32 protein-coding genes and 1 pseudogene are annotated in these 26,244 nt (G+C 61.6%); 15 read left to right on the forward strand and 18 right to left on the reverse strand.

Annotation, left to right across the window (positions count from 1 at the left end; genetic code table 11):
* Positions 1-11 precede the first annotated feature (11 nt).
* From NWV16_RS17095 to NWV16_RS17105, 3 genes and pseudogenes are all read right to left on the reverse strand, one after another.
* Positions 12-809, reverse strand: a complete 798-nt coding sequence (locus NWV16_RS17095) for an SDR family NAD(P)-dependent oxidoreductase (RefSeq protein ID WP_260523548.1) — start codon at positions 807-809, stop codon at positions 12-14.
* Positions 810-830: 21 nt separating this feature from the next.
* Positions 831-1,058: pseudogene (locus tag NWV16_RS17100) on the reverse strand (aldo/keto reductase); the annotation flags it as partial.
* Between the two features lie 35 nt (positions 1,059-1,093).
* A complete protein-coding gene (locus NWV16_RS17105; protein WP_260520011.1) occupies positions 1,094-2,011 on the reverse strand; it encodes a pyridoxal-phosphate dependent enzyme in 918 nt (305 codons plus the stop codon).
* A gap of 153 nt (positions 2,012-2,164) precedes the next feature.
* Here NWV16_RS17105 and NWV16_RS17110 point away from each other — a divergent pair, with 153 nt between their 5' ends.
* Positions 2,165-2,824, forward strand: coding sequence for an isoprenylcysteine carboxylmethyltransferase family protein (locus tag NWV16_RS17110; RefSeq protein ID WP_260520012.1), 660 nt, complete (start codon positions 2,165-2,167; stop codon positions 2,822-2,824).
* On the opposite strand, the gene NWV16_RS17115 is transcribed toward NWV16_RS17110, so the two are convergent.
* Both NWV16_RS17115 and NWV16_RS17120 read right to left on the reverse strand, forming a co-directional pair.
* The gene (locus NWV16_RS17115; RefSeq protein ID WP_260520013.1) at positions 2,818-3,486 is read right to left on the reverse strand and encodes an HAD-IA family hydrolase; all 669 of its coding nucleotides are present in this window, start codon (positions 3,484-3,486) and stop codon (positions 2,818-2,820) included. The genes NWV16_RS17110 and NWV16_RS17115 overlap by 7 nt on opposite strands.
* Before the next feature lie 63 nt (positions 3,487-3,549).
* Entirely contained in the window at positions 3,550-3,963 is a 414-nt protein-coding gene (locus tag NWV16_RS17120) for a response regulator (RefSeq protein WP_260520014.1), read from the reverse strand.
* A gap of 188 nt (positions 3,964-4,151) precedes the next feature.
* Here NWV16_RS17120 and NWV16_RS17125 point away from each other — a divergent pair, with 188 nt between their 5' ends.
* Complete coding sequence (locus NWV16_RS17125) at positions 4,152-5,093, forward strand: class I SAM-dependent methyltransferase (protein WP_260520015.1); 942 nt, start codon at positions 4,152-4,154, stop codon at positions 5,091-5,093.
* A gap of 6 nt (positions 5,094-5,099) precedes the next feature.
* Here the strand turns inward: NWV16_RS17125 and NWV16_RS17130 are convergent, their stop codons facing one another.
* Positions 5,100-5,873 (reverse strand): helix-turn-helix transcriptional regulator, encoded by a 774-nt coding sequence (locus NWV16_RS17130; RefSeq protein WP_260520016.1) that lies wholly within the window; start codon positions 5,871-5,873, stop codon positions 5,100-5,102.
* Between the two features lie 111 nt (positions 5,874-5,984).
* On the opposite strand from NWV16_RS17130, the gene NWV16_RS17135 reads away from it, so the two are divergent.
* The gene (locus tag NWV16_RS17135; RefSeq protein WP_260520017.1) at positions 5,985-7,088 is read left to right on the forward strand and encodes a polyamine ABC transporter substrate-binding protein; all 1,104 of its coding nucleotides are present in this window, start codon (positions 5,985-5,987) and stop codon (positions 7,086-7,088) included.
* Between the two features lie 27 nt (positions 7,089-7,115).
* Positions 7,116-8,234, forward strand: a complete 1,119-nt coding sequence (locus NWV16_RS17140) for a P1 family peptidase (protein WP_260520018.1) — start codon at positions 7,116-7,118, stop codon at positions 8,232-8,234.
* 3 nt (positions 8,235-8,237) lie between these two features.
* Here NWV16_RS17140 and NWV16_RS17145 read toward each other — a convergent pair whose 3' ends face one another.
* Positions 8,238-8,822, reverse strand: a complete 585-nt coding sequence (locus NWV16_RS17145) for an NAD(P)H-dependent oxidoreductase (protein WP_260520019.1) — start codon at positions 8,820-8,822, stop codon at positions 8,238-8,240.
* A gap of 100 nt (positions 8,823-8,922) precedes the next feature.
* Here NWV16_RS17145 and NWV16_RS17150 point away from each other — a divergent pair, with 100 nt between their 5' ends.
* A complete protein-coding gene (locus tag NWV16_RS17150) occupies positions 8,923-9,564 on the forward strand; it encodes a TetR/AcrR family transcriptional regulator (protein ID WP_260520020.1) in 642 nt (213 codons plus the stop codon).
* 183 nt (positions 9,565-9,747) lie between these two features.
* On the opposite strand, the gene NWV16_RS17155 is transcribed toward NWV16_RS17150, so the two are convergent.
* A complete protein-coding gene (locus tag NWV16_RS17155) occupies positions 9,748-10,374 on the reverse strand; it encodes a TetR/AcrR family transcriptional regulator (RefSeq protein WP_260520021.1) in 627 nt (208 codons plus the stop codon).
* Between the two features lie 164 nt (positions 10,375-10,538).
* Between NWV16_RS17155 and NWV16_RS17160 the strand changes: the two genes are divergently transcribed.
* Positions 10,539-10,979, forward strand: a complete 441-nt coding sequence (locus NWV16_RS17160) for a hotdog fold domain-containing protein (RefSeq protein ID WP_260520022.1) — start codon at positions 10,539-10,541, stop codon at positions 10,977-10,979.
* Positions 10,980-11,045: 66 nt separating this feature from the next.
* Here the strand turns inward: NWV16_RS17160 and NWV16_RS17165 are convergent, their stop codons facing one another.
* Positions 11,046-11,732: a GNAT family N-acetyltransferase gene (locus tag NWV16_RS17165; protein WP_260520023.1), complete on the reverse strand. Its 687-nt coding sequence runs from the start codon at positions 11,730-11,732 to the stop codon at positions 11,046-11,048.
* Positions 11,733-11,915: 183 nt separating this feature from the next.
* Between NWV16_RS17165 and NWV16_RS17170 the strand changes: the two genes are divergently transcribed.
* Entirely contained in the window at positions 11,916-12,242 is a 327-nt protein-coding gene (locus NWV16_RS17170) for a YXWGXW repeat-containing protein (protein ID WP_260520024.1), read from the forward strand.
* Between the two features lie 42 nt (positions 12,243-12,284).
* On the forward strand, positions 12,285-12,497 hold the full coding sequence (locus tag NWV16_RS17175; protein ID WP_065258392.1) for a YXWGXW repeat-containing protein: 213 nt from the start codon (positions 12,285-12,287) through the stop codon (positions 12,495-12,497).
* A 6-nt stretch (positions 12,498-12,503) separates the two neighbouring features.
* On the opposite strand, the gene NWV16_RS17180 is transcribed toward NWV16_RS17175, so the two are convergent.
* Both NWV16_RS17180 and NWV16_RS17185 read right to left on the reverse strand, forming a co-directional pair.
* Positions 12,504-13,061, reverse strand: coding sequence for a YceI family protein (locus NWV16_RS17180; protein ID WP_260520025.1), 558 nt, complete (start codon positions 13,059-13,061; stop codon positions 12,504-12,506).
* Positions 13,062-13,115: 54 nt separating this feature from the next.
* Complete coding sequence (locus NWV16_RS17185) at positions 13,116-14,021, reverse strand: LysR family transcriptional regulator (RefSeq protein WP_260520026.1); 906 nt, start codon at positions 14,019-14,021, stop codon at positions 13,116-13,118.
* A gap of 121 nt (positions 14,022-14,142) precedes the next feature.
* Between NWV16_RS17185 and NWV16_RS17190 the strand changes: the two genes are divergently transcribed.
* A complete protein-coding gene (locus tag NWV16_RS17190) occupies positions 14,143-15,573 on the forward strand; it encodes an amidase (RefSeq protein WP_260520027.1) in 1,431 nt (476 codons plus the stop codon).
* Positions 15,574-15,627: 54 nt separating this feature from the next.
* On the opposite strand, the gene NWV16_RS17195 is transcribed toward NWV16_RS17190, so the two are convergent.
* A complete protein-coding gene (locus NWV16_RS17195) occupies positions 15,628-16,983 on the reverse strand; it encodes an MATE family efflux transporter (RefSeq protein WP_260520028.1) in 1,356 nt (451 codons plus the stop codon).
* Between the two features lie 127 nt (positions 16,984-17,110).
* On the opposite strand from NWV16_RS17195, the gene NWV16_RS17200 reads away from it, so the two are divergent.
* On the forward strand, positions 17,111-17,677 hold the full coding sequence (locus tag NWV16_RS17200; protein WP_260520029.1) for a chorismate mutase: 567 nt from the start codon (positions 17,111-17,113) through the stop codon (positions 17,675-17,677).
* Between the two features lie 124 nt (positions 17,678-17,801).
* Positions 17,802-18,281 (forward strand): phage infection protein, encoded by a 480-nt coding sequence (locus NWV16_RS17205; protein ID WP_260520030.1) that lies wholly within the window; start codon positions 17,802-17,804, stop codon positions 18,279-18,281.
* A 73-nt stretch (positions 18,282-18,354) separates the two neighbouring features.
* On the opposite strand, the gene NWV16_RS17210 is transcribed toward NWV16_RS17205, so the two are convergent.
* Positions 18,355-18,690: a hypothetical protein gene (locus NWV16_RS17210; protein WP_065258385.1), complete on the reverse strand. Its 336-nt coding sequence runs from the start codon at positions 18,688-18,690 to the stop codon at positions 18,355-18,357.
* A gap of 130 nt (positions 18,691-18,820) precedes the next feature.
* Complete coding sequence (locus NWV16_RS17215; RefSeq protein WP_260520031.1) at positions 18,821-19,516, reverse strand: hypothetical protein; 696 nt, start codon at positions 19,514-19,516, stop codon at positions 18,821-18,823.
* A 129-nt stretch (positions 19,517-19,645) separates the two neighbouring features.
* Between NWV16_RS17215 and NWV16_RS17220 the strand changes: the two genes are divergently transcribed.
* Complete coding sequence (locus NWV16_RS17220) at positions 19,646-20,065, forward strand: immunity 41 family protein (RefSeq protein ID WP_260520032.1); 420 nt, start codon at positions 19,646-19,648, stop codon at positions 20,063-20,065.
* Here NWV16_RS17220 and NWV16_RS17225 read toward each other — a convergent pair.
* A complete protein-coding gene (locus NWV16_RS17225; RefSeq protein ID WP_260520033.1) occupies positions 20,053-20,442 on the reverse strand; it encodes a c-type cytochrome in 390 nt (129 codons plus the stop codon). The genes NWV16_RS17220 and NWV16_RS17225 overlap by 13 nt on opposite strands.
* Before the next feature lie 55 nt (positions 20,443-20,497).
* Positions 20,498-21,829 (reverse strand): PLP-dependent aminotransferase family protein, encoded by a 1,332-nt coding sequence (locus tag NWV16_RS17230; RefSeq protein ID WP_260520034.1) that lies wholly within the window; start codon positions 21,827-21,829, stop codon positions 20,498-20,500.
* A 90-nt stretch (positions 21,830-21,919) separates the two neighbouring features.
* Between NWV16_RS17230 and NWV16_RS17235 the strand changes: the two genes are divergently transcribed.
* Complete coding sequence (locus NWV16_RS17235) at positions 21,920-22,813, forward strand: DMT family transporter (RefSeq protein WP_260520035.1); 894 nt, start codon at positions 21,920-21,922, stop codon at positions 22,811-22,813.
* A 3-nt stretch (positions 22,814-22,816) separates the two neighbouring features.
* On the opposite strand, the gene NWV16_RS17240 is transcribed toward NWV16_RS17235, so the two are convergent.
* The gene (locus NWV16_RS17240) at positions 22,817-23,638 is read right to left on the reverse strand and encodes an AraC family transcriptional regulator (RefSeq protein ID WP_260520036.1); all 822 of its coding nucleotides are present in this window, start codon (positions 23,636-23,638) and stop codon (positions 22,817-22,819) included.
* Between the two features lie 134 nt (positions 23,639-23,772).
* Here NWV16_RS17240 and NWV16_RS17245 point away from each other — a divergent pair, with 134 nt between their 5' ends.
* Complete coding sequence (locus NWV16_RS17245) at positions 23,773-24,291, forward strand: carboxymuconolactone decarboxylase family protein (protein WP_260520037.1); 519 nt, start codon at positions 23,773-23,775, stop codon at positions 24,289-24,291.
* Between the two features lie 19 nt (positions 24,292-24,310).
* On the opposite strand, the gene NWV16_RS17250 is transcribed toward NWV16_RS17245, so the two are convergent.
* Positions 24,311-25,756, reverse strand: coding sequence for a SulP family inorganic anion transporter (locus NWV16_RS17250; RefSeq protein ID WP_260520038.1), 1,446 nt, complete (start codon positions 25,754-25,756; stop codon positions 24,311-24,313).
* A 175-nt stretch (positions 25,757-25,931) separates the two neighbouring features.
* Between NWV16_RS17250 and NWV16_RS17255 the strand changes: the two genes are divergently transcribed.
* On the forward strand, positions 25,932-26,231 hold the full coding sequence (locus tag NWV16_RS17255) for a hypothetical protein (protein WP_260520039.1): 300 nt from the start codon (positions 25,932-25,934) through the stop codon (positions 26,229-26,231).
* Positions 26,232-26,244 lie beyond the last annotated feature (13 nt).

Genomic DNA, 26,244 nt, shown 5'->3' on the forward strand with positions numbered 1-26,244 from the left:
CTCTCAAAAATTCAGATTGCCAGGCTGTCGACCACGCCGCCGTCGACGCGCAGTGCGGCGCCAGTGGTGGCCGAAGACAGTGGTGAAGCGATGTAGGTGACCAGGTGCGCGACCTCTTCGACATCGGCCACGCGCTGGATGATCGAGCTCGGACGTGCCCGGCGCACAAACGCATCGGCCTCGTCCCGCAGGCTGCGACCGGATTCGGCAGCGGCGTCCTTGAGCATCTTTTCGACGCCGTCGGTGAAGGTCGGACCCGGCAGGATTGCATTGACCGTGACGCCCGTGCCGGCCAACCGTTTGGCCAGGCCGTGGGACACCGCCAGGTTGGCGCTTTTGGTCACGCCGTAGTTGATCATGTCTGCCGGCGTCGCCACGCCGGACTCCGAGGACAGGAAAATCACCCGGCCCCAGCCCTGCTCGACCATCGCCGGCACGTAATGCCGCGACAGGCGCACGCCGGAGATCACGTTGATTTCATAGAAGCGCGTCCACTCATCGTCCGGCGCGTCGAAGAAATCCACGGCATCGTAGATCCCGAGGTTGTTCACCAGGATGTCGGCTTTCGGTTCGGCGGCGAACAGTTTCTGCGCGCCTTCAGCCGTGCCCAGATCCGCCGTCAGACCACGCAGTTGCGCGCCCGGCACTTTATCCCGGATGCTCGCCAGCGCCTGGTCGACCTTGGCCGAGTCTCGGCCGATCACCACTACCGTGGCGCCCGCCTCGGCCAGCGACTGGCTGATGCCCAAACCGATACCCGCCGTGCTGCCGCTGACAATCGCCAGTTTCCCGCTCAGATCGATCTTCATGCTTTCACCTCGTCGATAGGTAATGGTTACACCATGGGCCGCCGCGATGCGCTTGATCTGCTCGACCTTCGCGATGATGTCCGGGCTGGCTTTCCGGTATTCGAAGTGCGCGCCACCGGCGAGGATCCCCGAGCTGTAAGGGCCGCCGACGACGATCTCGCCGTCTTGCGCCCGCGCCGAATCCATCAACCGTTGCAGGGCCCGTTCGTGGTCGAGAAGAGTGTAGCGGCCCGCCAGCAGAAAGCTGGGGTGAGGGGCTTTTGAAGTTCACCGCCAGCACTGAATCAAGCTCCCAACCGCGCCCACCCCGCCACCAACTGCGCACTGATACTCACCCCGCCGCACACCACAATCACCACATCCCGAGCCCCCGCCAACGCCAGATGATCCAGATAAGCCACCGCCAGCGAGACCCCACACGCCGGCTCCACCAGTTGCCGCAAGTCACTGGCATAACGCACTACCCCCATGATCGCGTCGTCATCGGACAGCACCAGGCATTGGTGATCGAACTCGCCAATGTGTTGCACGGGCCATTGCGCCACTTGCGCAGCGCCCAGAGAGGTGGCAACCGTGTCGATCTTGCTCAGGCGCACCGGATGCCCGGCCTCGACGGCGGCGGCAAACGAGGCGGCGCCACGGGTTTCGCAGGCGATGATCCGGCAGTCGCGTCGTTCATGACGAAGCAGCCCCGTGAGTAGCCCTGCGAGCAATCCCCCGCCCCCGACCGAGGTGACCACAGTGTCGACCTGTGGGCAGTCTTCGAGAATTTCATCGATCATCGTGCTGTGCCCTTGCCACAACACCGGGTGGTCGAAGGCCGGGACGTATTCGGTGTCAGCCGAACTGGCCAGTTCCCGCGCCCGCTGATTGGCTTCGTCCCAGACCTTGCCATGAACGATGACTTCGGCACCGGTGCGGCGGATGCGTGCGCGGGTCGCTTCCGGGGTGGTGTGCGGCACCACGATGCAGGCTTGCAGGCCCAGGCCGGCCGCCGCCACTGCCGTGGCGAGGCCGGCATTGCCGCCGGACGGACAGACCACTTTGCGTTTGCCCTGCGCCGCCGCCTGACTGCACAACAACCCCATGCCCCGCAGCTTGAAGGAGCCGCTGGGTTGCAGGTTCTCCAGTTTCAGCCAGATACGCCGGGCGCTGGTCGACAGGGTCGGATGGAGGATCAACGGCGTGCGGATGTGCAGCATGGCGGGCTCCCGATGACGCCACGCACGGCCTGGCGCGCGGACGGTTAAAGTCGAAGCGTTCCATGCTTGAGCTTAGTTCACCCTGCTCCCTTCACGGTAAACGCCGGGGATCGTGCCGGGATCTACACTGAACGGAACAGCCGTGAGGTGCCTATGAAAATGTCAGCACAAATGACCGTCGTCGCGGTAATCGCCACCCTCGCCTATCTGGGTCTGGCGATGTGGGGCATCGGCGGCGTGGCGGTGTTCTTTTCCCACGGAGCACTGGTGGTGGTGGCCCTGGCGACGCTGGTGATGGTGGTGGCGTCATTGTTCACCGAGGTGAACCTGAGTTCGGGCGAACGCGAAGACCGGGCCAATCGCTGGGTGATTCCGGCGTTCGGCGTGATCGGTCTGGTCAGTGCCTTTCTGCCGGCTTACTGCGATCGCATCGAATTCTGGACCATCGGTCGCGAAGGCATCCGATGGCTGGGGGCCTTGCTGTTCATTGCCGGCGGCGCGTTGCGGCTGTGGCCGGTGTTTGTGCTGGGCCGCCGCTTCAGCGGTCTGGTGGCGATTCAACCGGGACATCGCCTGGTGACTGACGGCATTTATAGCCGTCTGCGCAACCCCAGCTATCTGGGATTGGTCGTCAACGCGCTGGGCTGGGCCCTGGCATTTCGTTCGGTGGTCGGAATCCTGCTGGCGGCGCTGACGCTGATCCCGCTGATTGCCCGTATTCACTCGGAAGAAACGCTGCTGCGCGCGCAGTTCGGCGCCGAATACGACGCCTATTGCGCGCGCAGCTGGCGGTTGTTGCCGGGCGTTTACTGAGGTTGCAGACGCAACTGGCCGTCGCTGTCGATGCTCAGCGCAACCTCGCGGTAGCTGGCAATGGTCGCGTGCGGAGTCTCGATCGGATGCTGGTGGGTCGACGTGATGATCATCAACGGCGCACCGGCTGCCTCAGCGGCCTGAATACCGACAGCCGCGTCTTCGAAAATCAGGCAATCGGCCGGTTCCAGTCCCAGACGTTTCGCGGCCAGTGTATAGCCAGCCGGGTCGGGTTTACCCGCCGTCACGTCTTCGGCCGTGATCATCACCGCCGGCTCCGGAATCCCCGCCGCGGCCATCCGCCGCAACGCCAGATCCCGTGGCGCCGAGGTCACCATGGCCCACTGATTTGCAGGCAAAGACTTGAGAAACGCTGCCGCCCCCGCAATCTCGACAATGCCTTCAACGTCTTCGATTTCCGCCTCGGTGATGAACGCCGCTTGCGCCTCGGCGTCCACGCCCGGCAGGTTCAGCCGGGTGATGGTATCGATGGCGCGCACGCCGTGGATGCTCGGCAGGAAGGTCTCGACATCCACGCCGTGACGCACGGCCCAGGCCGCCCAGATCCGCTCGGCGGCGGCGATGGAGTTGAGGACGGTGCCGTCCATGTCGAACAGGAACGCGCCGAACGCGCGGTTGAAAACAGCATCGTGAGCAGACAAGGGATCGCATCCTCAGGCAAAGCCGGGCAAATGTGCCCGGCAATGTAGCATCTGCCGCAGGTTTCAGTGCAGACGCGGCGCCTTGGATTTGAACGCGCCGTCCACGCAGTCGAGCAACTGGCCGATGGCCCAGGGCTTTTTGATGAACGCCACCGGGTGACGGACGCCGGAAGTCTCCGGGGTTTCATAACCGGACATGACCATGATCGGTTTGTCCGGCCAGCGCTCGCCGACCAGATTGGCCAGGTCCGCGCCATTCAAGGTGCCGGGCATGGTGATGTCGGTCAGCAGCAGCGCAACTTCCGGCGCGTGCTCTTCCAGGTATTGCGACGCCGCATCGGCACTGGTCTGCGGCTGCACCTTGAAACCTTCCTCCTGAAGAATTTCGCACAGAAACTCCAGAATCAACGGATCGTCTTCCACTACCAGAATCAACCCGTCAGGAAGGTGCGCGCTCGACGACGAAACTGGACACATGAACTGGCACTCCCTGAACAACATGAACGTTTTCAGCGCATTGAAGCCGCTGCTTATCTGGTATGAGCGACGCCTTGTACAGAAATTCATTTTTGATACAGGTCTTTTCGATAACGTCGGTCGGCGAGCCCTCGTCACGGCCTGTTTGTGGTTAAAATGCCCGCCCTTTTGCCGGCCGATTCCGATTGATGAACCCTCAAGCCCTCGCCTTTCTCCACACCCGTCTGCTCACCGCGCTGACGTCGGCACCGACCGAAACCCGACGCCTGTTTCATGGCCGTGGGCGTTGCTGGCCGGGGCTGGAGCAAATCACCGTGGACTGGCTGCAAGGCGTGGTGCTGGTGTCGCTGTTCAAGGAGCCTGAGGCCTCGCAACTGGAAGACCTCAAGCAACTGTTGCTGGAGGTCACTCATTCAGAGCAATGGCAGCAGTCCGGCGCTCACACCCTGCTGATCCAGCACCGTTATCTGCCGCAGAGCACCGCTGAATGGCTGTCGGGGGAAGAGATCGACGAGATGACCATCGTCGAAGGCGGGCTGAAATACCGTGTGGATCTGGGCCGCAAGCAAAACGCCGGGCTGTTTCTCGACATGCGTTACGGGCGCAACTGGGTTCGCGAACAGGCCGCCGGCAAACGGGTGCTGAACCTGTTCGCCTACACTTGCGGTTTTTCGGTGGCGGCCGTCGAGGGCGGCGCCAGCCATGTGGTCAACCTCGACATGTCCCGCGCGGCGCTGAGCCGGGGGCGCGACAATCACCGCCTGAACGGGCATGACCTGAGCAAGGTGAGTTTCCTCGGCCACGACCTGTTCAAGTCCTGGGGCAAGGTGATCAACAGCGGCCCGTACGATCTGGTGATCATCGACCCGCCGTCGTTCCAGAAAGGCAGCTTCCTGCTGACCAAGGATTACCAGCGCGTGCTGCGCCGCCTGCCGGAACTGCTCACGGCCCAAGGTACGGTGCTGGCCTGTATGAACGACCCCTCGTTCGGGTCTGACTTCCTGATTGATGGCGTGACGCGAGAGGCGCCGAGCCTGAGTTTCGTGCAGCGCCTGGAAAACCCGCCGGAGTTTCCGGATGTCGACCCTGAAAGCGGCCTGAAGGCGCTGCTGTTCCGGCAGATCGGCTGATCCCGGTCAGCGCGGACGCAATACCAGTGCAAACAATTCACCATGCCCGGTGACCTTGAGCTTGTGATAGAGGTTGCGCCGATGCACCTTCACGGTCTCCGGCGAAATGTTCATTCGCTGGGCGATGGCCTTGCTGGAAAAGCCCTGGAGGATCAGGCGAGCGGTGTCGATTTCGCGTGCGGTCAGCCGCGCATCGAAACGATCCAGCAGTGCGGCCAGATCACCGACCGATGTGTCAGCGACTGCGCCCTGCGGCGGCATCAATTGCACGTGCCGACGCATCGCTGACAACACCCAGTCCCGCACGCAGAGCAAGCGCCCCTGTTCCTGCAGACTGAAATCCGTCGCCCTGCCCAGCGACAAGCCGAGCACGCCGTCGTCCAGATTGACCATGAATTGCAGTTCATCCGCCCCGACCACCGAACGGAAATAGCTCTGGTAGTACTCGCTGTGCAGAAACTGGTCCGGCGCCACGCACGCCAGGCTGTGCAAACCGTCAACGATGCCGGCGACGGCAGCCTGATAGAACGGATCGAGCAGGTACATGCCGGCACAGTAACCGGCCAGTTCTTCCTGCTCGTCGGCGCGGCCGTGGCTGTCGAAGTCGATCAGCAAAAGCGGCGGCCGCCCCGCCTGCATCAACGCCACCAACGCATTGTCCAGCGGCACCAGCAGCCGCACCGTATCGACCAGCGCCCGCCAGAAGCCGTCCTGACCGACCGTGGCGAACACCCGTGACAGGCTCTGATGCACCGGCAATTCCTGCAGCAACGCGTCCACGCACTACCCCTTTTGAGTAACCCATGATGGGAATGGGTGGCAGGCGGCCTGCCCGATAGGCTGACCACTCCTGTTCATCACCGGCCTGCCACAGGCCAGGAGTGCCGCATCATGCGTTGTCATCACGGGTATATCAACCTGGGCCTGGCGGGTGTCGTGTCCGTCGCACTGACCGCGCAAGCGGCAGAGCCGCCGAGCGTGCATGTCTACAACTGGTACGACTATATCGGCCCGAGCACCCTGCAAGATTTCAAGCGCGACAGCGGCATCGAACCGGTCTACGACACCTTCGACAGCGCCGAAGTGCTGGAAGGCAAACTGATGACCAGCCACAGCGGCTACGACGTGGTGGTGGCGAGCAACTTCAGTCTGCCGACTCTGATCAAGGCCGGCGCCCTTGCCCCGCTACCCCGCAATCAACTGCCGGGCTGGAAGAACCTCGATAACGATCTGCTGAGCAAACTGGCCAACAACGATCCCGGAAACCAGTACGCCGTGCCGTATCTGTGGGGCACCAACGGCATCGGCTACAACGTCGACAAGGTGCGCGCCGTGCTGGGCGACAAGGCGCCGGTGGATTCATGGGATCTGGTGTTCAAGGAAGAGAACCTGGCCAGACTCGGCGAATGCGGCGTGGCGATGCTCGATTCGCCGTCGGAAATGCTTCCGGTCGCGCTGCACTATCTTGGCCTGCCGCCCAACAGCACCAACGCCGAGGACTATCAGAAAGCCGAAGCCCTGCTACTGAAACTGCGCCCGCACATCGCCTACTTCAACTCCTCGAAATTCATCAGCGATCTGTCCAACGGCAATATCTGCGTGGCGGTCGGCTGGTCCGGTGCAATGCTCGAAGCCAGGACCAACGCCGAACAGGCCGGCAATGGCGTGAAGATCCGTTACAGCCTGCCCAAGGAAGGCGCGCCGGTGTGGTTCGACACGCTGGTACTGCTCAAGGACGCGCCGCATCCGGCTCAGGGCCTGGCGTTCATCGATTACCTGCTGCGGCCCGAGGTGATTGCGCCGGTCAGCGATCATCTGTCCTACCCCAATGGAAATCGCGCCGCCACCGCGCTGGTCGCCGAAGCCACCCGGGACAACCCGGCGGTGTATCCGCCCGCCACGGCGATGGCCACGCTATTCACCCTCGAACCGCTGCCCAAAGCCACCGAGCGAGTGCGCACGCGGGTCTGGAGCAAGGTCAAGAACGGCCAGTAATCAACATTGAACAGAGAAGAAAACACCATGAAACCAAGAGCCCGCGATCTCCATATCCGCATCGGCCGACTGCAGCCCGGCCCGCTCAATGCCATCACCGACGTCCCCGGCGTGCGGGTCGGCCACAGCAATGTGCGCGGTCAAAGCGCCAGCGGACGTGATGTCTGCACCGGCGTCACCTTGATCGAACCGCGTGCCGTATCGACAAACGCACAACCCTGTTTTGCCGGCGTTCACGTACTCAACGGCAACGGTGATGCCACCGGGCTGGAATGGATTCGCGAGGCCGGCCTGCTGACCAGCCCAATCGCCTTCACCAACACCCACAGCCTCGGCGTGGTGCGCGATGCCTTGATCGAACTGGACCGCGCGCAGCAACCGGACAAAGGTCGTCTCTACTGGAACATGCCGGTGGTACTGGAAACCTTCGACGGTTTGCTCAACGACATCAACGGCTTTCATGTGAAGCCCGGACACGTGGCGGAGGCCATGAGCAATGCCGTTGACGGCCCGGTGCGGGAAGGCGCAGTGGGCGGTGGCAGCGGCATGATCTGCCATGAATTCAAGGGCGGGATCGGCACCGCATCGCGCCGCTTGAGCAAGGCTCAGGGTGGCTGGACGGTGGGCGCCATCGTCCAGGCCAACCACGGGATTCGCAGCGAACTGCGGGTCGACGGCTACCCGGTCGGGCGTTACATGGAACAGGTGGATTCGCCGTTCCTGCGCGCGTCGCTGCCACATCCGGGCATGGGTTCGATTGTGGTGTGCCTGGCCACCGATGCGCCGTTGTTGCCGCATCAATGCACGCGCCTGGCACAACGGGCCAGTCTCGGTCTGGCGCGTACCGGTGGTGGCAACGAAGACCACAGCGGTGACATTTTCATTGCCTTCGCCACCGGCAACGAACAAATCCCGCCCGCCGCCTACGAGGGCAAAGGCGCGCCCACCTGCGACGGCTTGCGGATGGTCAACAACGACCACATCAGCGAGCTGTTTCTGGCGGCGACCGAGGCGGTTGAAGAAGCAATCATCAATGCCTTGCTGGCCAGCGACAGCACCGAAGGCAACGGGCATTCGGTGCCTGGGCTGGATGCCGACACCCTGCTCGCCGCTCTCGAGAAAGCCGGCTGGCCGGGCGCTCGTTGACATTCATCGGAACAACCCAAGTCCGAGTTCACGCGCTGCCTGCAACTGGATCGCAGGATCGCTCGACTCGGACTCCAGCAACAACGCCGAGCCCGTCACCGTCGCCCCGCAATAATCGAAAATCCCGTGATCGATCCGCGTCTTCATCGCCGCGTCGTAGCCGTGGCGTTCGTAGGTGCGCGCATCGGCCCCGCCGAGTGCGACCAGATGCACGCGCAGGCGTCCGAGCTTCTTGTGCGTCGAATCACCGTCGAAGTCATACGCCCAGCCATTGCTGAACACCCGGTCGATCCAGCCTTTGAGCAACGCCGGCATCGACCACCAGAACACCGGATACACCAGCACCAGTGCATCGGCGCGGTCGATGCGTGCCTGTTCGGCCAGGACGTCTGCCGGCGGTGCTGACTCACGGTGATGCACCGCCCAGTCGGCCACGCCGAAACGCGGGTCGAATTCCTCGGCGTGCAAGTCAGCCATTTCGAAGGTGTTGGACGGATCGTTCTCCGACAGGCCTTTGGCGATTTTCTGCGCCAGCGCATGAGTCAGCGAACGGGGATCGTCATGAGCCACAACAATCAGTGCGTGCATGGGGAAATCTCCGGTTGGTGATTGCTGACCAAGGGCTTATCCTTTCGATAAGCTACACTTGGTAAGTTACCTTCAGTAAGTTACGTTTGGTATATAAGCAATGTCAACCACTGAAATCCCCGAATCCGTTCAACCCCGCCGGCGACTTTCCCGGGAAGATCGCCAGCGCCAGTTGCTCGACATGGCCTGGCAATTGATTCGCGAAGAAGGCACCGACGCCCTGACCCTGGGTTATCTGGCGGAAAAGGCCGGTGTGACCAAACCGGTGGTCTATGACCACTTCATCACCCGCGCCGGTTTGCTGGCTGCGCTGTATCAGGATTTCGACAGGCGCCAGACCGCACTGATGGATGCCGCGCTGGACAACTGCGAGGCGACGTTGAGCGGCACGGCCTCGGTGATTGCCACGTCGTATGTCGACTGTGTGCTGACCCAGGGCAACGAGATTCCCGGGGTAATCGCCGCCTTGGCCAGCTCGCCGGAACTGGAGAGGATCAAGCGCGAATACGAGGCGATTTTCCTGGAGAAATGCCGCCGTGTGCTGTCGCCGTTCGCTGACGGTGGTGACATTAGCCAAGCGGGACTGCGCGCCATGCTCGGTGCCGCCGAGGCGTTGTCTCAAGCAGCAGCCACCGACGAAATCAGTGCAGCACAGGCCCGCGACGAACTGTTTGCAACCATCGCCGCGATGGTCGAAAGAGCCGCCGCCAGTGCCGCAAAGCAAGTGACTGACGGTACTTGAGACCGTCCGTGCACCTTCCTAGGATGGAGTTACGCAGCTGCCTGGCTCGCCAGACCGCTGCGCAGGTGCAGGTGTTCTGAACCCCAATCAAGCCCGTACCTTGTTTCACGCGCATCTTGAGCCTCACGGGCTCTACTTCCTCCCCATCAAAGAGTCTTGAGGCTCTTTTTTTGTCCCTGAAAATCAGCGTTCCGGTTCGCGACGGATCGAACGCCACGCCGCCTGCGCCAACAATTCACGACAAGCCTTCGGGCTGCCCTGCACTCTTCCCGACAACCATGCCCGACAATAGCTGTCGGCCTGACCGATGATCAGCGATGGCAGCAGTTCGGCCGGGCATTCAATGAGTTCGGCTGCGCGCCCGGATTCGCTCAGCCAGGTGCGCAGGCCCTGGTTGCGGGTCTTGTTGCGCTCGGCCAGATCCTCCTTGTGCGGGCCCCGGGTTACGGCATAACGCGCGTGATACTGGAACCGCGCCCATTCAGGCTGGTTCTCGACCCAATCCACGTAGCTGTAGACCAGCGCCTGCACGCCCTCTTCGGTGCTCGTCGCTTGCGCCAGACAGGCGTCACGCAGACGCGCCTGATCCTCCAGCGCAGTGAAGAACAGCGCGGCCACCAAGCCTTCCTTGTTGCCGAAATGGTGGTAGATCGCGCCGACACTGGTGTCGCACTCGGCGCGGATCATTTCGATGGTGGTGGCCTCGATCCCCTGCTCATTGAACAGGCGCAAGGCCTTGCGAAAGATATCGCGCTTGAGTTCGGCCCGGCGTCCGGGGTAGCTGCGCTCGAGTAGATCTGCGGTGTCCATGGGGTTGAAGGCCTTGTAAATCAGGTTGAAGGGCACACCCGTGCCGGTAATCGAAACGCGCCTAGATTGACAGATTTCCCCCAGACAGAATACCGTTCCGTTACAGAACAATATTCTGTTACGGAACATCATTCTGTAAATTCATCCCATCGCGAGGCTTTACCATGAGTCAGTTTCTCAGCATGTTCAGCAGTGTCGGCCCCCAGGCATTCAGTCAGATGGCCTGTCAGGTCGCGCCTTACTTCAGCACCATCAACCCGCTGGTCAGCGAACTGCGGGCGGGTTCGGCGACGGTGCAGGTTCCGTTTCGCCGGGAGATCACCAACCACCTCGGCACCGTGCACGCCATCGCCCTGTGCAACGCCGCTGAACTGGCGGCCGGGATGATGACCGACGTGTCGATTCCCGCCGGCGCCCGCTGGATTCCAAAAGGCATGACCGTCGAGTACCTGGCCAAGGCGAAATCCGATGTGACCGCCGTGGCCATTGGCGAAGGGCTGGACTGGCAGACCGAAGGCGACAAGATTGTGCCGGTGGACATCCACGACACCGAGGGCAAGAAGGTGTTCACGGCGCGAATCACCATGAACGTGAAGCTGTCCTGAGATCACGGGCACAAAAAAAGCCCTTGCTGCGGTCATCGCAACAAGGGCTTTTTGCTGTTGGCCGGATCAGTGCACGGTCAGGCGCTGGCGGACAAATTCTTCGGTGTGACGGGTGACTTGATCCAGGTGCCGGTCGCGCTGTTTTTCGGCATCGACCATCGCCCGTTTACCGTGTTTTTGCAGCAGATAAGTGTGGATCTGCTGCACCTCCAGCGAGCGGTAGATCGGCGTGGTGTCGATGAAACCACGCAAACCATTGCTGCGGTAATGCCGGGTGCTCATCAGCACTTGCGTCTCCAACTGGCCCAGCACTTCAAAGCCCAGCGTTTCGAAATACGGAACTTTACCCACGCCGCACGTCAGTTCGGCATGGGGGTAGCGCGCAACCATTTCCGCGATCAACGCACGGGCCACGCCCTGGCGGCGATGCAATTGATCGACCGCCAGGTACGCGACGTTGCACGCCTCCCAATCCCCTTGCACCGGCAGGTACAACAGGAAGCCGATCACCTGCTCCGGGTCATCCTCGTCGGTGGCCACCAACAGCTCCACTTCGGTGCCCTTCTCGCCATTCAATGCCTCCAGATACAAATGCACCTCGTAGCCGACCGCGTACTGATAGACGTTGTACAGCAGGTTGCTCGGGCCCAGACCGATGGCGCTGATGTCGGTCAGGTAGTCGACCACCATCTGCAGGATCTGGCTGTTGACGCCTTCGGGGCACGGGGATTTGTAGTGGGTGATGCGGGGCATGGCGGGTGAACTCCGGCGGTAAAACACAGGTTCCCGGGCGGGTTGAGCGACCGGCGAACCGCGACATCATACCCTGTGCAAGCCTGACAAAAATTTCATCTGCCGGCGAACGGACTTTTTGCCCGTTTGGCGTCCAATTCTTCAGCTGCGTTCATTTTCCGACGCAGGCCCTGAGGAGTTGTCATGAACGTTCTGCGTTCCCTGTTGAAATGGCGAAAAGCCCTGCTGCTGTTGCCGGTGACGCTGGCCGCACTGGCCAGTTCCCCCGTGTTTGCCCAACCCGAAATCATCATCCGCGAAGCACCGCCACCGATGCGCATGGAACCGATGCCAGGTCCACGGCCCGGTTACGCCTGGGATCGCGGCCACTGGCGCTGGGAAGGTCGCGGTTATGTCTGGATGCCCGGTCACTGGCAACCGGTGCGCCACCACGGCGCACGCTGGGAACCCGGCCACTGGGAGGCGCGCGGGCCGAACTGGTACTGGATTGAAGGCCATTGGGTGCGTTGATCGCGCAACCGTCTGCCAACGTTACCCACCAGGAACACCACCATGTCAAAAATCATAAAAACCTTGCTTACCGCCACGCTCGTGGCGATCACGCTGTCGGGCTGCGTCGTCGAACCGGTTCGCCCGCACCGGCCACCGCCTGTGGTGGAGGTCGTTCCGGCGATGCCTGCACCGGGCTACCACTGGGTCGCCGGCCATTACCGCTGGGCCGGCAACCAATGGCGCTGGGTCCCGGGGCACTGGCGGGCGTATTGAGGCCGGTCATTGCGCCGGCGCAACGATCTTGAACTTGATCGCGATGTCGTTGGAAACCACGGTGTCGGCCCACTCCCCGGCACCGAGTCCAAAGGCATCGCGCTTGAGTACCAATTCACCGTCGAAGATGCCGATGCTGCTGTCGGGTTTCAGTTGCACCGGCACCTGCACTTCGCGAGTGATGCCTTTGAGGGTAAGCCGGCCGAGCAACCGATAATGGTGGTCATCGACCCGGCTGAAACGGGTCGACTCGAACACCGCCATCGGGAATTTTTCCGTATCGAACCACGCGGGCTTCACCAGCTCGGTGTTGGCGTCTTCGCTGCCGGCGTCGATGCTGGTGAGATCGATGTGCAACGTCGTATGGGCATCGGCAAGATGTTCGGTGTCGAAGTCCAGCGTCGCGTCGAACTTGCCGAACGTGCCATACATCCGCGAGCCCATCTGGTCATAGGTGAAGCTGATCTGACTGGCAGTGGTGTTGACCCGGGTGTACTCCACGGCCTGCACCGCCGGTGTGACGATCAGGCAACACACGGCAGCCAATAACAATCGAATCGACATGGGATGCTCCGCTGCCCCGGTGGACCTCGAATGACTTAAGCAAAGTTCCGGCGGTTATGCCACTGCGTCGGTCATCCTCGCCTTCAGATAGCCGATCAATGCCTTCACCTTGGGCGATGGCAGATGCTCGCGGGCCGTGACCGCATTGAGATCCTGGGGCGGGCCGATCCACTGCGGCAACACCCGGATCAGGCGCCCCGCCTGCACGTCCACCTGCATGCTCTGCTCCATCGCCAGGCTCAGTCCCTCGCCTGCCAGTAACGCTTCCTGCAACAGCGCCGGGTCATTGGCAAGAATGCAGGGTTCGACGCGATAGTCTCTCAGGCGGGCCCCTTCCCGGCGCAATGGCCAGACATAACCGACATCGCGCCGGGCCTGATGCAGCGTCAACGTCTGATGCTGCAACAGCTCTTCCGGGGATTGTGGCGTGCCGTGGCGCTCGAGGTATTCCGGTGCCGCGTAAATGCCCGTGGGAAAACTGGCCAGCCGCCGGGCGATCAGGCTCGAGTCCGGCAATGCACCCAGCCGCAGGGCGATATCGATCTCCTCGCCCACCAGATCCATCGGCACATGAGAGGCCAGAATCTCCAGACGGATGTCCGGATACGCCTGACGAAACCCTGCCAGCAACGGAGCGAACCAACTGACCCCGAATGAAAACGGCACGGTCACCCGCAACCAGCCACGGGGCCCGTCACGCAATTGATGCACCGCCCGCTCGGCGTGTTCGAGCGTATCGGCAATGGATTTGCACTGCTCGTAATACACCGCACCGGCCTCGGTCATGCTCAACTGACGCGTGGTGCGGCGCAGCAACTGTACGCCGATGGCCTGTTCCAGTTCGCGCACCCGGCGGCTGACCGTGGTTTTCGGCATCTGCAACGCATGGGCAGCGGCGGTGAAGCTGCCCAGACGTACCACACAGACGAAAACCAGTGTGTCGTTCAAGTCACGGATCATTTCGGGCCTGTCCTGAGAACAATCAACTGTGCCACCCTTGGCACATTTTATGCCGCGATTATGGGCTAATCAGCTGATACCCTGCGACTTAATATCGGTGCTCCCTCTCGGAGTGCTATCCATGAACCTCAACGAATACGCCGAACATGACGGCATCGCTCTCGCGCAACGGGTTGCCACAGGCGAAGTCCACGCCCAAGAACTGGCTGCTCTGGCCATCGAAGCGATACAGCAGGTCAACCCTGCGATCAACGCCGTCATCGAGCACTGGACACCGACCGCGACCACGGGCAGCGGTCCCCTGGCCGGGGTACCGTTTCTGATCAAGGATCTGGCGATCACCGCAGCCGGACGACGCAATGAACTGGGCAGCCGACTCGCGCAAGGCCTGGTCGCGCAAAGCGACTCCAGCCTGATGCAACGATTCAACGCCGCCGGGCTCATCACCCTGGGCCGAACCACCACCCCGGAAATGGCCTTCAGCACCGAAACCGACTCCCTCCTGCAAGGCCCGACCCGCAATCCCTGGAACCCGCAACGCTCCGCCGGGGGCTCAAGCGGTGGCGCCGGTGCGGCTGTCGCAGCGGGCATCGTGCCGATCGCCCATGCTACTGACGCAGCAGGATCGATCCGCGTTCCGGCAGCGTTCAACGGGCTGGTGGGCCTCAAGCCGACGCGTGGCCGCAGCTCTCACGGGCCATTGATGGACGAGGTGTTTGCCGGGCTCGGCGTGCAACTCGGCCTGTCGCGGACGGTGCGCGACAGCGCGGCGTTGATGGATGTGGTGCAGGGCTGTGCGCCGGGCGATCCTTATTACACGGCGGCACCTGTCGAAGGTTTTCTGGCTCAGGTCGGCCGCGATCCCGGACGCTTGCGTATCGGTTTGCTCGATGCGCCGTGGAACGGGGCCCGCGTCGATCCCGAGATCAGTGGTGCCACCGCCCGTGTTGCCCGAGAGCTTGAATCCCTCGGCCATCAGGTTGAAACCGTCCGGGCGCCGCTCGGCCTGTCGTGGGACGCGTTCGTCGAAGCCAACGCGCACATCTGGTGTGCCAGTCTGGTGCGCTGGATCGATCATCTCGCCACCGCTACCCGGCGACCAGTCGATCACAACACCCTGGAACCGGCCACCCTCGCCTGCTACGCCTTCGGCCAGCAATCGCGCGGCACAGACTTCGCCGCCGCGCTGGAAGTGCGCAACAGTGTCGCCCGGCAAGTGGCCGCGTGGTTCGGGTCCATCGACATCCTGCTGACCCCGACCCTGCCGCAACTGCCGCAAGCCATCGGCCTCTACAATCGCGGCGCCGACACGCTGGATGGCCTGCAATGGACGGCTCGGGTGTTCGATCACTCGCCCTTCACCCCGGTGTTCAACGTTGCGGGAACGCCGGCCATTTCGCTGCCGTTGGGGATGTCCCGCGAAGGCTTGCCGATCGGTGTGCAACTGGCAGCACGCTTCGGTGCTGACGATGTTCTGCTTCGTCTGTCGGCACAACTGGAACAGGCGTTGCCGTGGCATCACCGGCGCCCGTTGATTCACCCGGGTCGCTGAGAACAAAAAGGGCCGCTTCCCAAGGAGCGGCCCTGCGTTTTCTGACGATCAGTCCTACACCAACCGCTCGATCTTCTGATGCTGCCAGACCCGTTTGTAATACAACGTCTGCAGCGCCAGCATTCCCAGATAGGCAATCGGAAACGCCATCCACACGCCCTGCAAACCAAACTGCCCGTCCAGCCAGTAGGCCGCCGGCAACTGCACACCGAGCACGCAGACGATCGCCACACCCACCGGCACCAGCACTGTGCCGCTGGCGCGCATGATGCCGCCGATGATTGCCTGGAAGCCGAAGATCAACAGACTCCACAGCATGATGTGCAGCAAGTGCTCGGCCATCGCCCGGGTCGACTCCTCGGTCAGGAACAACCCCAGCAGCCAGTGCGACAGCAGGTAACCGAGCACGATCAGGCCACCGGTCAGGCACACGTTGATCCACAACCCGGTGCGCAGGATCGGCCCCATCCGCTCCAGCCGCCCGGCGCCGATCGCCTGGGCACCAAGGATCGACGCAGTGATCGCAATCGACAACGCCGGAAACTGCACGTAGTTGACGATCTGCGTCACCGCACCGTACGCCGCCGTCGCCTGCGAACCATGCTGGTTGACCAGCGCCAGAATCACCAGCTCCGACAGCGACAGCACGATCATCTGCACACCGGTCGGCAGACCGATGCGCAACACCTTGCCCAGGATGGCACCGTCGAGCCGCAGCGCTGCAAAGAACTCACGGTCCGGCGCCAGCGGATGGCCCTTGCGGATGAGGCTCCACGCCAGCCACGCCATCGCCGCCAGCGTACCGGCCAGACCGGCAAACGCCGCGCTCTGAATCCCCAGTTGCGGCAGGCCCAGCCATCCGCGAATGAACGCCGGGGTCAGCGCCAGACCGACAACCGTCGACAGCAGCAGAGCGAGCATCGGCGACAGCGTATCGCTCACCCCACGCAACAACTGTGTGAACAGCACGTACACCAGCACAAACGGCAACGTCCACATCATCACCCGGGCGTAGGAAACCGCGTCGTCCAGCACATCCGCCGGCGTGCCCAAACCCTGCAATGCCTGGCGCGCAAACACACTGCCAGATACTGCCGCGACCAGGCCGATCAACACGCCCAGCAATAAAGTGGCCCCGGCGATCGCCTTCACCATGTGCGACTCCCGTGCGCCCCATGCCTGGCCTATCAACACCCCTGCCCCGGCACCCAGACCAATGACCAGCGCGATGAAGAAAAAGATGATCGGAAACATCCCCGACACCGCCGCCAGTGCCTGGGTGCCGAGCATCTGGCCGATGTAGATGCTGTTGACCGTGCCCGACATCGACTGCAGGAAGTTCGACAGCACCATCGGGGCGAGGAACAGCAGGTAGGTTTTCCAGAGGGGATTTTGGGCGGGGGTCTGCATCGAGCGTCCGTCTCGGTGAAAGCAATGGGGGAGAGTCTAAGGTATGCACAGCCTTTCAGGTCGTACCCCTTTGCATTAAAACTTCGTAATCTCCACCCCCTGTCCAAAATGCAAGTGAACCGCTCCCATGCCTCGTGTCTCGACCCTGCTGACCTCTGCCCTGTTTGCCGCTCTGGCAACGACTGCTCACGCGACCCCGACGCCAGCCCCCGAAGCGCTGCAAAGCCTGCTGGTGACCTTGAATGAACGCCTGAACATCGCCGACCTCGTCGCCCTGACCAAATGGGACAGCGGCAAGCCGATCCAGGACAGTCCCCGTGAAGCCCAGGTCATCGCCAATGCCCGAGCGATGGCCACCGAACGCAAACTCGACCCGCAAGACGTGGCGCAATTGATCGCCGCGCAAATGGAGGCCAACAAACTGGTGCAATACGGTTTGCTCGCGAAGTGGCAGGCGGCGGGTGCTGCGCCGGACACACCGCGCCCGGACCTGAGCAAACAGATTCGTCCGCGTCTGGATGAACTGCAAACAAGGCTGTTGCAGCAATACTCCGACTTCACGCCCTATCGCCACGATCCGGACTGCACGGCGTGGCTGGTCAAGGCGCGCAACGGTCTGGCAAAGGATGCGTTGCATGAACTGGCGCTGATCCGAGCTTCCGGAGAACTGTGCATCCGGGCAACCGCCCCGTGAATCGATGCCCGGGCATCCATCGTTGGCGTCGATAGTCACCATCACGCCAATGAAGTTCTCATAAAAAATCCCGGGCGTAACATCTGCTCCATACCAACCCGACAACACCCCGGAGCACACGATCATGAAACGCCAAATCCTTCTCGGCATCGCTTTCTCGGTTCTCGCAGTCAACGCTTTTGCAGCCAAACCCGCCCACACCATGATCGCCGAAGGCGGTTCGGATCGATTGATCGAACAGCGTGTAGCTGAAGGTGGTTCGGATCGTCTGCTGGAACGTCGTGTGGCTGAAGGTGGCGCTGATCGTCTGCTGGAACGTCGTGTGGCCGAAGGTGGCGCGGATCGTCTGCTGGAACGCCGTGTGGCCGAAGGTGGCGCGGATCGTCTGCTGGAACGTCGTGTGGCTGAAGGTGGCGCGGATCGTCTGCAAGAACGCCGTGTGGCCGAAGGTGGCGCTGATCGTCTGCAAGAACGCCGTGTAGCCGAAGGTGGCGCTGATCGTCTGCAAGAACGCCGTGTAGCCGAAGGTGGCGCTGATCGTCTGCAAGAACGCCGCGTGGCTGAAGGTGGTTCGGATCGTCTGATTGAGCGCCGCGTCGCATGAGGCTGAAAGCGCTTTCGCAGTACAAATAAAAGCCCGGCCTGATCAGCCGGGCTTTTTCACATCCAACCGTCGCTTACTGAGCGGTTTTCAGCTTGATCACATCACCGGAGACCTTGGTGGTGTAGCCGCTCAGGACCCAAGCCCAGAACCAGTTTTCCTGAACCTGAGTGTTGATCATCGCATCGCCGCCGCGGGCCTTGATCGCCGCATCCTGGGCGCGGACGAAACGGCTGTTCTGGCGAATCGGGATAACGCCGAACAGCATCAGGCCGGTGGCGGTCGCTTCGCTGTGGCCAATCACGGTGTACTGATTGCTGTCGTAATTACGGGTGTTCATCGGGGTGCCGGTGCAACCTGCCAGAACCACACCGAACAGTGCGGCGGCGACTACTTTGCTGAGGTATTTCACTACAAGACTCCATGGGTAAACGCCCGGGATCCATCTCTCGGGCGGCGCACACTTTACTGGAGGCAATGGCACATTGGTATCAATCTGGAAATGTTTCATGAAGCGCCTGGCCGGCGACCTGCAAACCGATTTATTGCTTCATGTCTTTGACCAGTCCACCCACCAATAGATCAGACACATGGGTAAAAGCCTGGCGAAGGACCTCAGGATCTTTTGCGTATTGCTCGGGCAGGTAAGCAAGATTGTTAGCGTCGTTGAATACAGAGATCGTTTCAAAGTTTCGCCAGACAGCCGAGCCGTTGCGTTTGATCTGGGCTGTTGCTCCAATGACCGGATACAGCTCGGTGCTGAAGTTTTTCAGGCACAGTCCCCATTGCGAAACAATGATCTCGATCTCGGCATCGGCCTGTTCGCCTTCACCGACGATGGTGAACAACCGCTCCTGCCGTGCCCTGTCAACAAAGCTCTGGCGGACCAGCTTGGCCAAGTCAATGTCATGGACCTTCATGTTGTTGAGGATTGCCTTGGTAACATCGCCCGTCAGCACATCACCGTCTTTGGTTCCCTCCACGGATCCCGCTCCCGCCAATGCGTTGGTTTGCGTCATTGATGCACCGCTCGCCATACCAGTGGTCGCGCCGGCACCTGCACCGAGTCCCGCGCTCCAAGCCTGAGTCATACTGGTGTATTTGAAGTTATCGACGGCGACAAACACCGGAAGTACTTTCAGTGTCTTGATCTGTTGGCGATCTTCGGCACTGAAGTTTTTTGTGACGCATCCGCAGAGCAGCAAGAATGCGCCAATGAAAATGAACATTTTTTTCATGGTAGGGAAAGCTCAAAGGACTGAAAGTGAGACATATCGCCCGCACTCGCCAATCCTTGAGTCTGGCACGGGGCAGGCCGAACGCTGAATGTGATTGAACTGTCAGTAAATGAACTCTGCGAAAACAACATGAAGAAGCACAAAACAGAACGTCTCGAAATGGACCCACACTTTTTGATCGCCAGAAACTTTCCATGGTGCGACGAGTATGACGACCGTTCCTTTACCGGGCGCATGCATGAAAGACGGAAATGGTCGCGCAAGGAATACTGGAAACTCGAATGGGCGCTTTATCAATTAGTCGAGGAGGAAGATTTTTCACAAGAACTTTACTGGCGAGTTTTCAGGATTTTCAGCATCACTCAAAATAGTTTTACCTCCCATTATGATCTCCGTGATCTGTACAAGATCCGCAACCTGAAACGCAGTGAACTCTATGAGATTCGCCAGCGGTTTCGATCGGTCTTTGAAGGGTTCTTCTCTGGGCAGATGCCGAGCCTCAAATACTACGAAGAACAAAATCCTTTATTCATTGATCAAGGCGACTGAAAAGTCTGCAGATACGCCAACAAATTATCAATCTTCTCCTCATCACTCAGCCCCCAGAAGATCATCCGCGTCCCCGGTACAACGCCCTTCGGGTCCTTCAGGTACGCCGTCAGCGTTTCGCGGTTCCAGGTGATGCCGGAGTTCTTCATCGCATCGGAGTACACGTAGTTCGCCGACGTTCCCGCCGGGCGACCGATGATGCCGTTGAGTTGCGGACCGAATCCGGGCCGGGCGGATTCGCCGACCTGGTGGCAACCGCCACACAGGCGCGGGAAGATTTTGCTGCCGGCCTCGGCGTCGCCAGCCGCCAGGGCGGGCATGCTGAACAGACCTGCGTTGAGGATCAGGGCGAGTGTCAGTAACGCGGTGTTTTTCATCGGGAGCATCCAGATCTTCGGCGGCGCCAAGGGTAATCCTGCGGGGAGCGTTGTGCTACAGGTAAGCCGCGATCACCTGCCGGACTTTGAGCAAGGCTTGACGCAGGACAAGCCTGTCCACCGAGCCCAGCGCCAGCCGGATCGCGTGGGGCACATGGGCCGATACGGTGAACGGCTCGGCATTGGTGACCGAGATCTGCGCCTTCATCAACTCGATCACCACCTGATCGGATCGGGCATCCTCCGGCAACGGCAGCCACAGAAAATAGGAAGAGGGATGGCCGACACACGGCAGGCCTTGCAGGATTTCCGCTGCCAGGGCCTGACGGGCCTGAGCGTCATCGCGCTTTTGTGCCTCCAGCAAGGTGACGGTGCCGTCGTCGAGCCAGCCGCAGGCTATCGCGGTCATCACACCCGGCGTGTTCCAGGTGGTGGCGCGAATGATGCGTTCCAGCGCCGGCACTTTCGTAATGGGCGCCGCGATGAAACCGACGCGTAACCCGGTGGCGATGTTTTTCGAGAGCCCCGAGACGTACACCGTGCGTTCCGGCGCCAGATCCGCCAGCGGTGGCGGCGGGTGATCGACCAGAAAGGCGTAGGCAGCGTCTTCGATGATCGTCAGGTCATGCTTGCGGGCAATCGTCACCAGATGTTCGCGCTGGTCCAGCGGCATCACCCAACCCAGTGGATTGTGCAGGGTCGGCATGCAGTACACGGCGCGCACCGGGCGACTGCGGCAGAGTCTGTCGAGCGCCGCCAGATCCGGACCGTTCTCTGTCACGGGGATCGCGACCACCTCAAGGTGCAGCGCTTCGGCCAGCACCTTGAAACCCGAGTAGGTCAATGCGTCAGCCGCGATCACGTCGCCGGGATTGAGCTGTGCCATCAACGTCACCGCCAGACCTTGCTGGGCGCCGTTGACGATCAACACCTGCCCGGCGTCGACACGCAGGCCTCGGGCCTGCAAGTGCCGGGCAACCGACGCCCGTTCGTGCTGGCGGCCGGCGTGGGGTTGATAACGCAACAGCGCTTCAAGATCACCCGACAACGCCAGTTGCCGCAACGCCGTACGCAGCAGCTCGGCCTGCCCCGGTAACGACGGGTAGTTGAAGTTGAGATCGATCATGCCGACGGCGATGTCTTTCTGGTCAATGCCCTGCCCCGGCAACAACGAAGTTTCCCGGACAAACGTGCCGCGCCCGGTTTCGCCGCTGACCAGTCCCATGGCCTCAAGCTCCGCATACACCCGCGACGCCGTGACCAGCGCCAGCCCTTCGCTGGCCGCCAGTTGCCGGTGGGTCGGCAGACGCGTACCAGGCAGCAAGCGACCGGCGCGGATGTCGGCGGCATAGGTATCGACGAGGGTCTTGTAACGGGAGCGTGGCATGTCGAGATGTATCCATGACAATTCTTTGATTGTGCTGATTCTCGACCCTAGCATGAACCACAGGCAACCCCACTTTCGAGCGCGTGCACCATGGAACGAACTTCACACCTGAGCACTCCGGCCCTGGAAAAAACCAGCGGCTGGATCAACGGTTTCATCGGCGTCGTGATTTTCAGCGGTTCGCTGCCGGCCACGCGGCTGGCGGTGCTGGAATTGGACCCGGTATTTCTCACCGTCATCCGGGCGACCATTGCCGGTGTGTTGGCGCTTTGCCTGTTGTGGTTGTTTCGTGAACGACGTCCGGCCCGGCAGCAGTGGTTCTCTTTGTTGATTGTGGTGTTGGGCGTGGTCGTCGGTTTCCCGTTATTGACCGCCCTCGCGCTGCAACACGTAACGTCGGCGCATTCCATTGTGTTTGTAGGATTATTGCCGCTGGCGACGGCGATCTTCGGCGTGCTGCGCGGGGGTGAACGGCCACGTCCGGTGTTCTGGATCTTTTCGGTGCTGGGCAGTTCGCTGGTGGTCGGTTTCGCAGTTTCCCAGGGACTGACCGCCTCACCCACCGGAGATCTGTTGATGCTGGCGGCGATTCTCGCCTGCGGCCTCGGTTATGCCGAAGGCGCAAAACTGTCGCGCACCCTCGGCGGCTGGCAAGTGATCTGCTGGGCGCTGGTGTTGTCGTTGCCGGTGATGGCCGTGCTGAGCCTATGGCTGGCGCCTGTGTCGTTCCGTGGCATCAGCGTAACGGCGTGGGTCTGCCTGGCCTACGTTTCGCTGTTCAGCATGTTGATCGGTTTTGTGTTCTGGTATCGCGGCCTGGCCCAGGGCGGGATTGCCGCAGTCGGACAGTTGCAGTTGTTGCAGCCGTTCTTCGGTCTGGCGTTGGCGGCAACCTTGCTGCATGAGCACGTAAGCGTCGGCATGCTGGTGATCACGCTGGGCGTGATTTTGTGCGTAGCGGGCGCGAAGAAATTCGCCCGATAGCCTTCAGTTTGCGCCGCCCTTCCACTCCCTTGGGCTGAGCCCGGTCTTGCGCCGAAACGCCCGGGCCAGCGCCGAAGGGCTTTCATAACCCACCTCTTCGGCGATCAGGGCCATCGGCCGGCCCTCGCGCAGGCGCTTCTGCGCGAGGCTGATCCGCCAGCTCACCAGATAATCCACCGGTGTCTGCCCCACCACTTGCCGGAAATGCTCGGCGAAACCGGCGCGGGACAAATGTGCGCTCGCGGCCAGTTCGGCGACGGTCCAGGCCTTGGCCGGCTGCTCATGCATCAGGCTCAGCGCACGGGAAATTTTCGGATCGGCCAGCCCCGCCATCATGCCCGGCTGCTGATTGCGGCTGCTGATCAAATGCCGCAGCAGCAGAATCACCAGCAACTCGAACAACCGGTCCATCACCGCTTCGCGCCCGCAATGGCCGTCGAACGCTTCCTTGAACAACCACTCCAGCGTGCTGGCCATCTCGGGAAGGTCGGCAAGTTTCAGCACCAGATAATCCGGCAGCGCCGCCGCCAGTGCATTGCCCGCGCCACCATCGAAAGTCAGCGAAGCGCATACCAGTTGCGTGTTCATCGCTTCGTCGGCAAACAATCGATGGGCAAATGGCCGGGGGAAAAAGATCAGTGTGGGTTCATTCAGAGTCAGTTCGGGGTCGTTGCCCGGTTTGAGCAGCACCTGCCCGGCCTGCAATAGATGCACATGACCACACAGCTGATCGCCACCGTAAGCGCTGATGCCGCAGAAAGTACCGCTGTGGAAGGTGCCGGCATTCACGCCGAAGTGGCTGAGCAACGTGGACAGGCGATCCATGGGTGACTTCTCCGGAGACAGTTCTGGACGATCTGTCGCATATCCTCGACGATTTGCACCCAAAGCACCAGCCATGCTCAATAACATGACCTCCATCCCCGGCGCACTTCGCACCGGATTTTCGGAGAATCACCATGAGCCGCATTGCCCCGATCACCCTTGAAAACGCCACCGAAGCCACCCGCCCGACCCTGGAAGGCGTGCAGAAAAAAATCGGTTTCCTGCCCAACCTGTTCAAGACCCTGGCGGTTGCCCCCGCTGCACTGGATGCCTACGTGCAAGCCTCCGCCACGCTGGGCAAAACATCCCTGAGCGCCAAGGAAAAAGAGGCGGTGTACCTCGCCACGTCGCAGGTCAACGGCTGCGATTACTGCCTCGCGGCGCACACCCTGTTTGCCAGCAAGGCCGGGCTTGCTGCAGAAGAAATCATCGAAGCGCGTCATGGCCGGCTGAATGCTTTTGCCACCCTCGCCCGGCAACTGACCGAAACCCGTGGTCACTTGAGCGATGAACAGCTCGCCGCCGCACGCGCCGCCGGTATCGATGACAAGAAGATCATCGAGGTAATCGCCATCGTCGCCGTGCAGACCCTGACCAATTACCTCAACAACACCGCGCTGACCGACATCGATTTCCCGGCAATCGATGCCTGATCAGTGACCGGGGTCGATCTCAGTCGTGATCGACCCCGGCGCGTTTGAGCAGTTTCTTGCAGCGCTCGGACAGGTGAAACACCTGCAACTGCTTGCCGGCTCTGGCGTAGCGTTCGCGCAGGGTTTTCAGCGCGGCGATGGCCGAGTAGTCGACAAAGCTCAAGTGTCGGCAGTCCAGCGTCACCCGCTGTGGATCGTTGGCCGGGTCGAATTGATTGAGGAACGGCGTGGTCGAGGCGAAGAACAGCGTGCCGTGCAGGCGATAGAGCTTGCTGCCGTCGGCCTCCAGATGTTCATCGGCGTACAACTCACGCGCTTGCTGCCACGCAAAATTCAGTGCGGCGATGATGATCCCGCACAGCACCGCCGTGGCCAGATCGGTGAACACCGTGATGGTAGTCACCGCGATAATCACCAGCACATCGTTGAGCGGCACTTTGTTCAGCACCCGCAATGAGGCCCAGGCGAAGGTCTGCTGCGACACCACAAACATCACACCCACCAGCGCCGCCAATGGAATGCGCTCGATCATCGGCGACAGAAACAGAATGAACAGCAGGATCAGCACGCCTGCCACCGCCCCGGACAACCGTCCGCGCCCGCCGGAGCTGAGGTTGATCACGGTCTGGCCGATCATCGCGCAACCGCCCATGCCGCCGAATGCGCCGGACACCATGTTTGCCGCCCCCAGCGCCACGCATTCGCGATCCGGGTAGCCACGGGATTCGGTGATTTCGTCGGTGAGGTTGAGGGTCAGCAGGGTTTCCATCAGGCCGACCAGCGCCATCAGGATCGCGTAAGGCGCGATGATGCGCAGGGTTTCGAGGTTGTACGGGATGTCCGGCAACGCGAACGTCGGCAGACCGCCGGCAATGTGCGCCATGTCGCCAAGGGTGCGGGTCGGCAGACCGAGCAGATAGACCAGCGCGCCAACGCCAAGGATCGCCACCAGTGCCGGCGGCACGGCGCGGGTCAGGCGTGGCAGGATATAAACGATGGCCATCGTCAGCAGCACCAACCCGGTCATCAGGTACAACGACGTGCCGCTGAGCCACTGTTCGCCGCTCTTGAAATGCTCCAGTTGCGCCAGCGCAATGATAATCGCCAGACCGTTGACGAATCCGAGCATCACCGGATGCGGCACCATGCGCACCAGCTTGCCCAGGCGCAACAGCCCGAACGCCATCATGATCAGGCCGCCGAGCAGCACCGTCGCCAGCAGGTACTGCACGCCGTGCTGCACCACCAGCGCGACGATCACCACCGCCATCGAACCGGCCGCCCCGGAAATCATGCCCGGCCGACCGCCGAACAGCGCGGTCAGCGTGCAAATAATGAAGGCGCCGTACAGGCCCATCAGCGGATTGAGATGAGCCACCAGCGCAAACGCAATGCATTCGGGCAACAGGGCAAATGAGGTGGTGAGTCCGGCCAGGACATCGGCGCGCAGACGAATCGGTTTCATGGTTTACCTGACAGAGCGGCCGACAATCGCGACCGCATGCATTTGCGCAAAAGAGCGCCGTGGAAAAAGAGGGTTGCGGATGTTACGCAAATGCCCGGGCACGGGCCAGCGATCGCTGACAGGGACGGTCTGACGCTCTATGCTTGCGCGCTTCGATAGATCTTCGGGTTTGCACATGTCCTCTCTTTCCGCCCGCGAAGTCTGCCAGCGCTTGCGTGATGCCGCGTTGGAGGTCAGCCCGTTGCGACGCACAGCGGACGTAGCCGGCGCTGGCCAGTTATCCGTCGAAATCGACGGCTGGCATCTGCTGCTCGATTTCGACGGACAACGCCTGCATCACTGCCTGCAGTGTCGCAGCCCGGAAGCTGGTGTGTGGACATTCGACACAACGCAACGCTTCGGCACGGATCCGGTCAGCCTGCTCAGCACCTGGGAACTGGCGCGGATCGAAAATTTGCTGCGCCATGGGAATTGATTTACGGAAATGA

This window comes from Pseudomonas sp. BW7P1 (genome assembly GCF_024981055.1).
In the GTDB taxonomy this organism is placed as follows: Bacteria; Pseudomonadota; Gammaproteobacteria; order Pseudomonadales; family Pseudomonadaceae; genus Aquipseudomonas; species Aquipseudomonas bananamidigenes.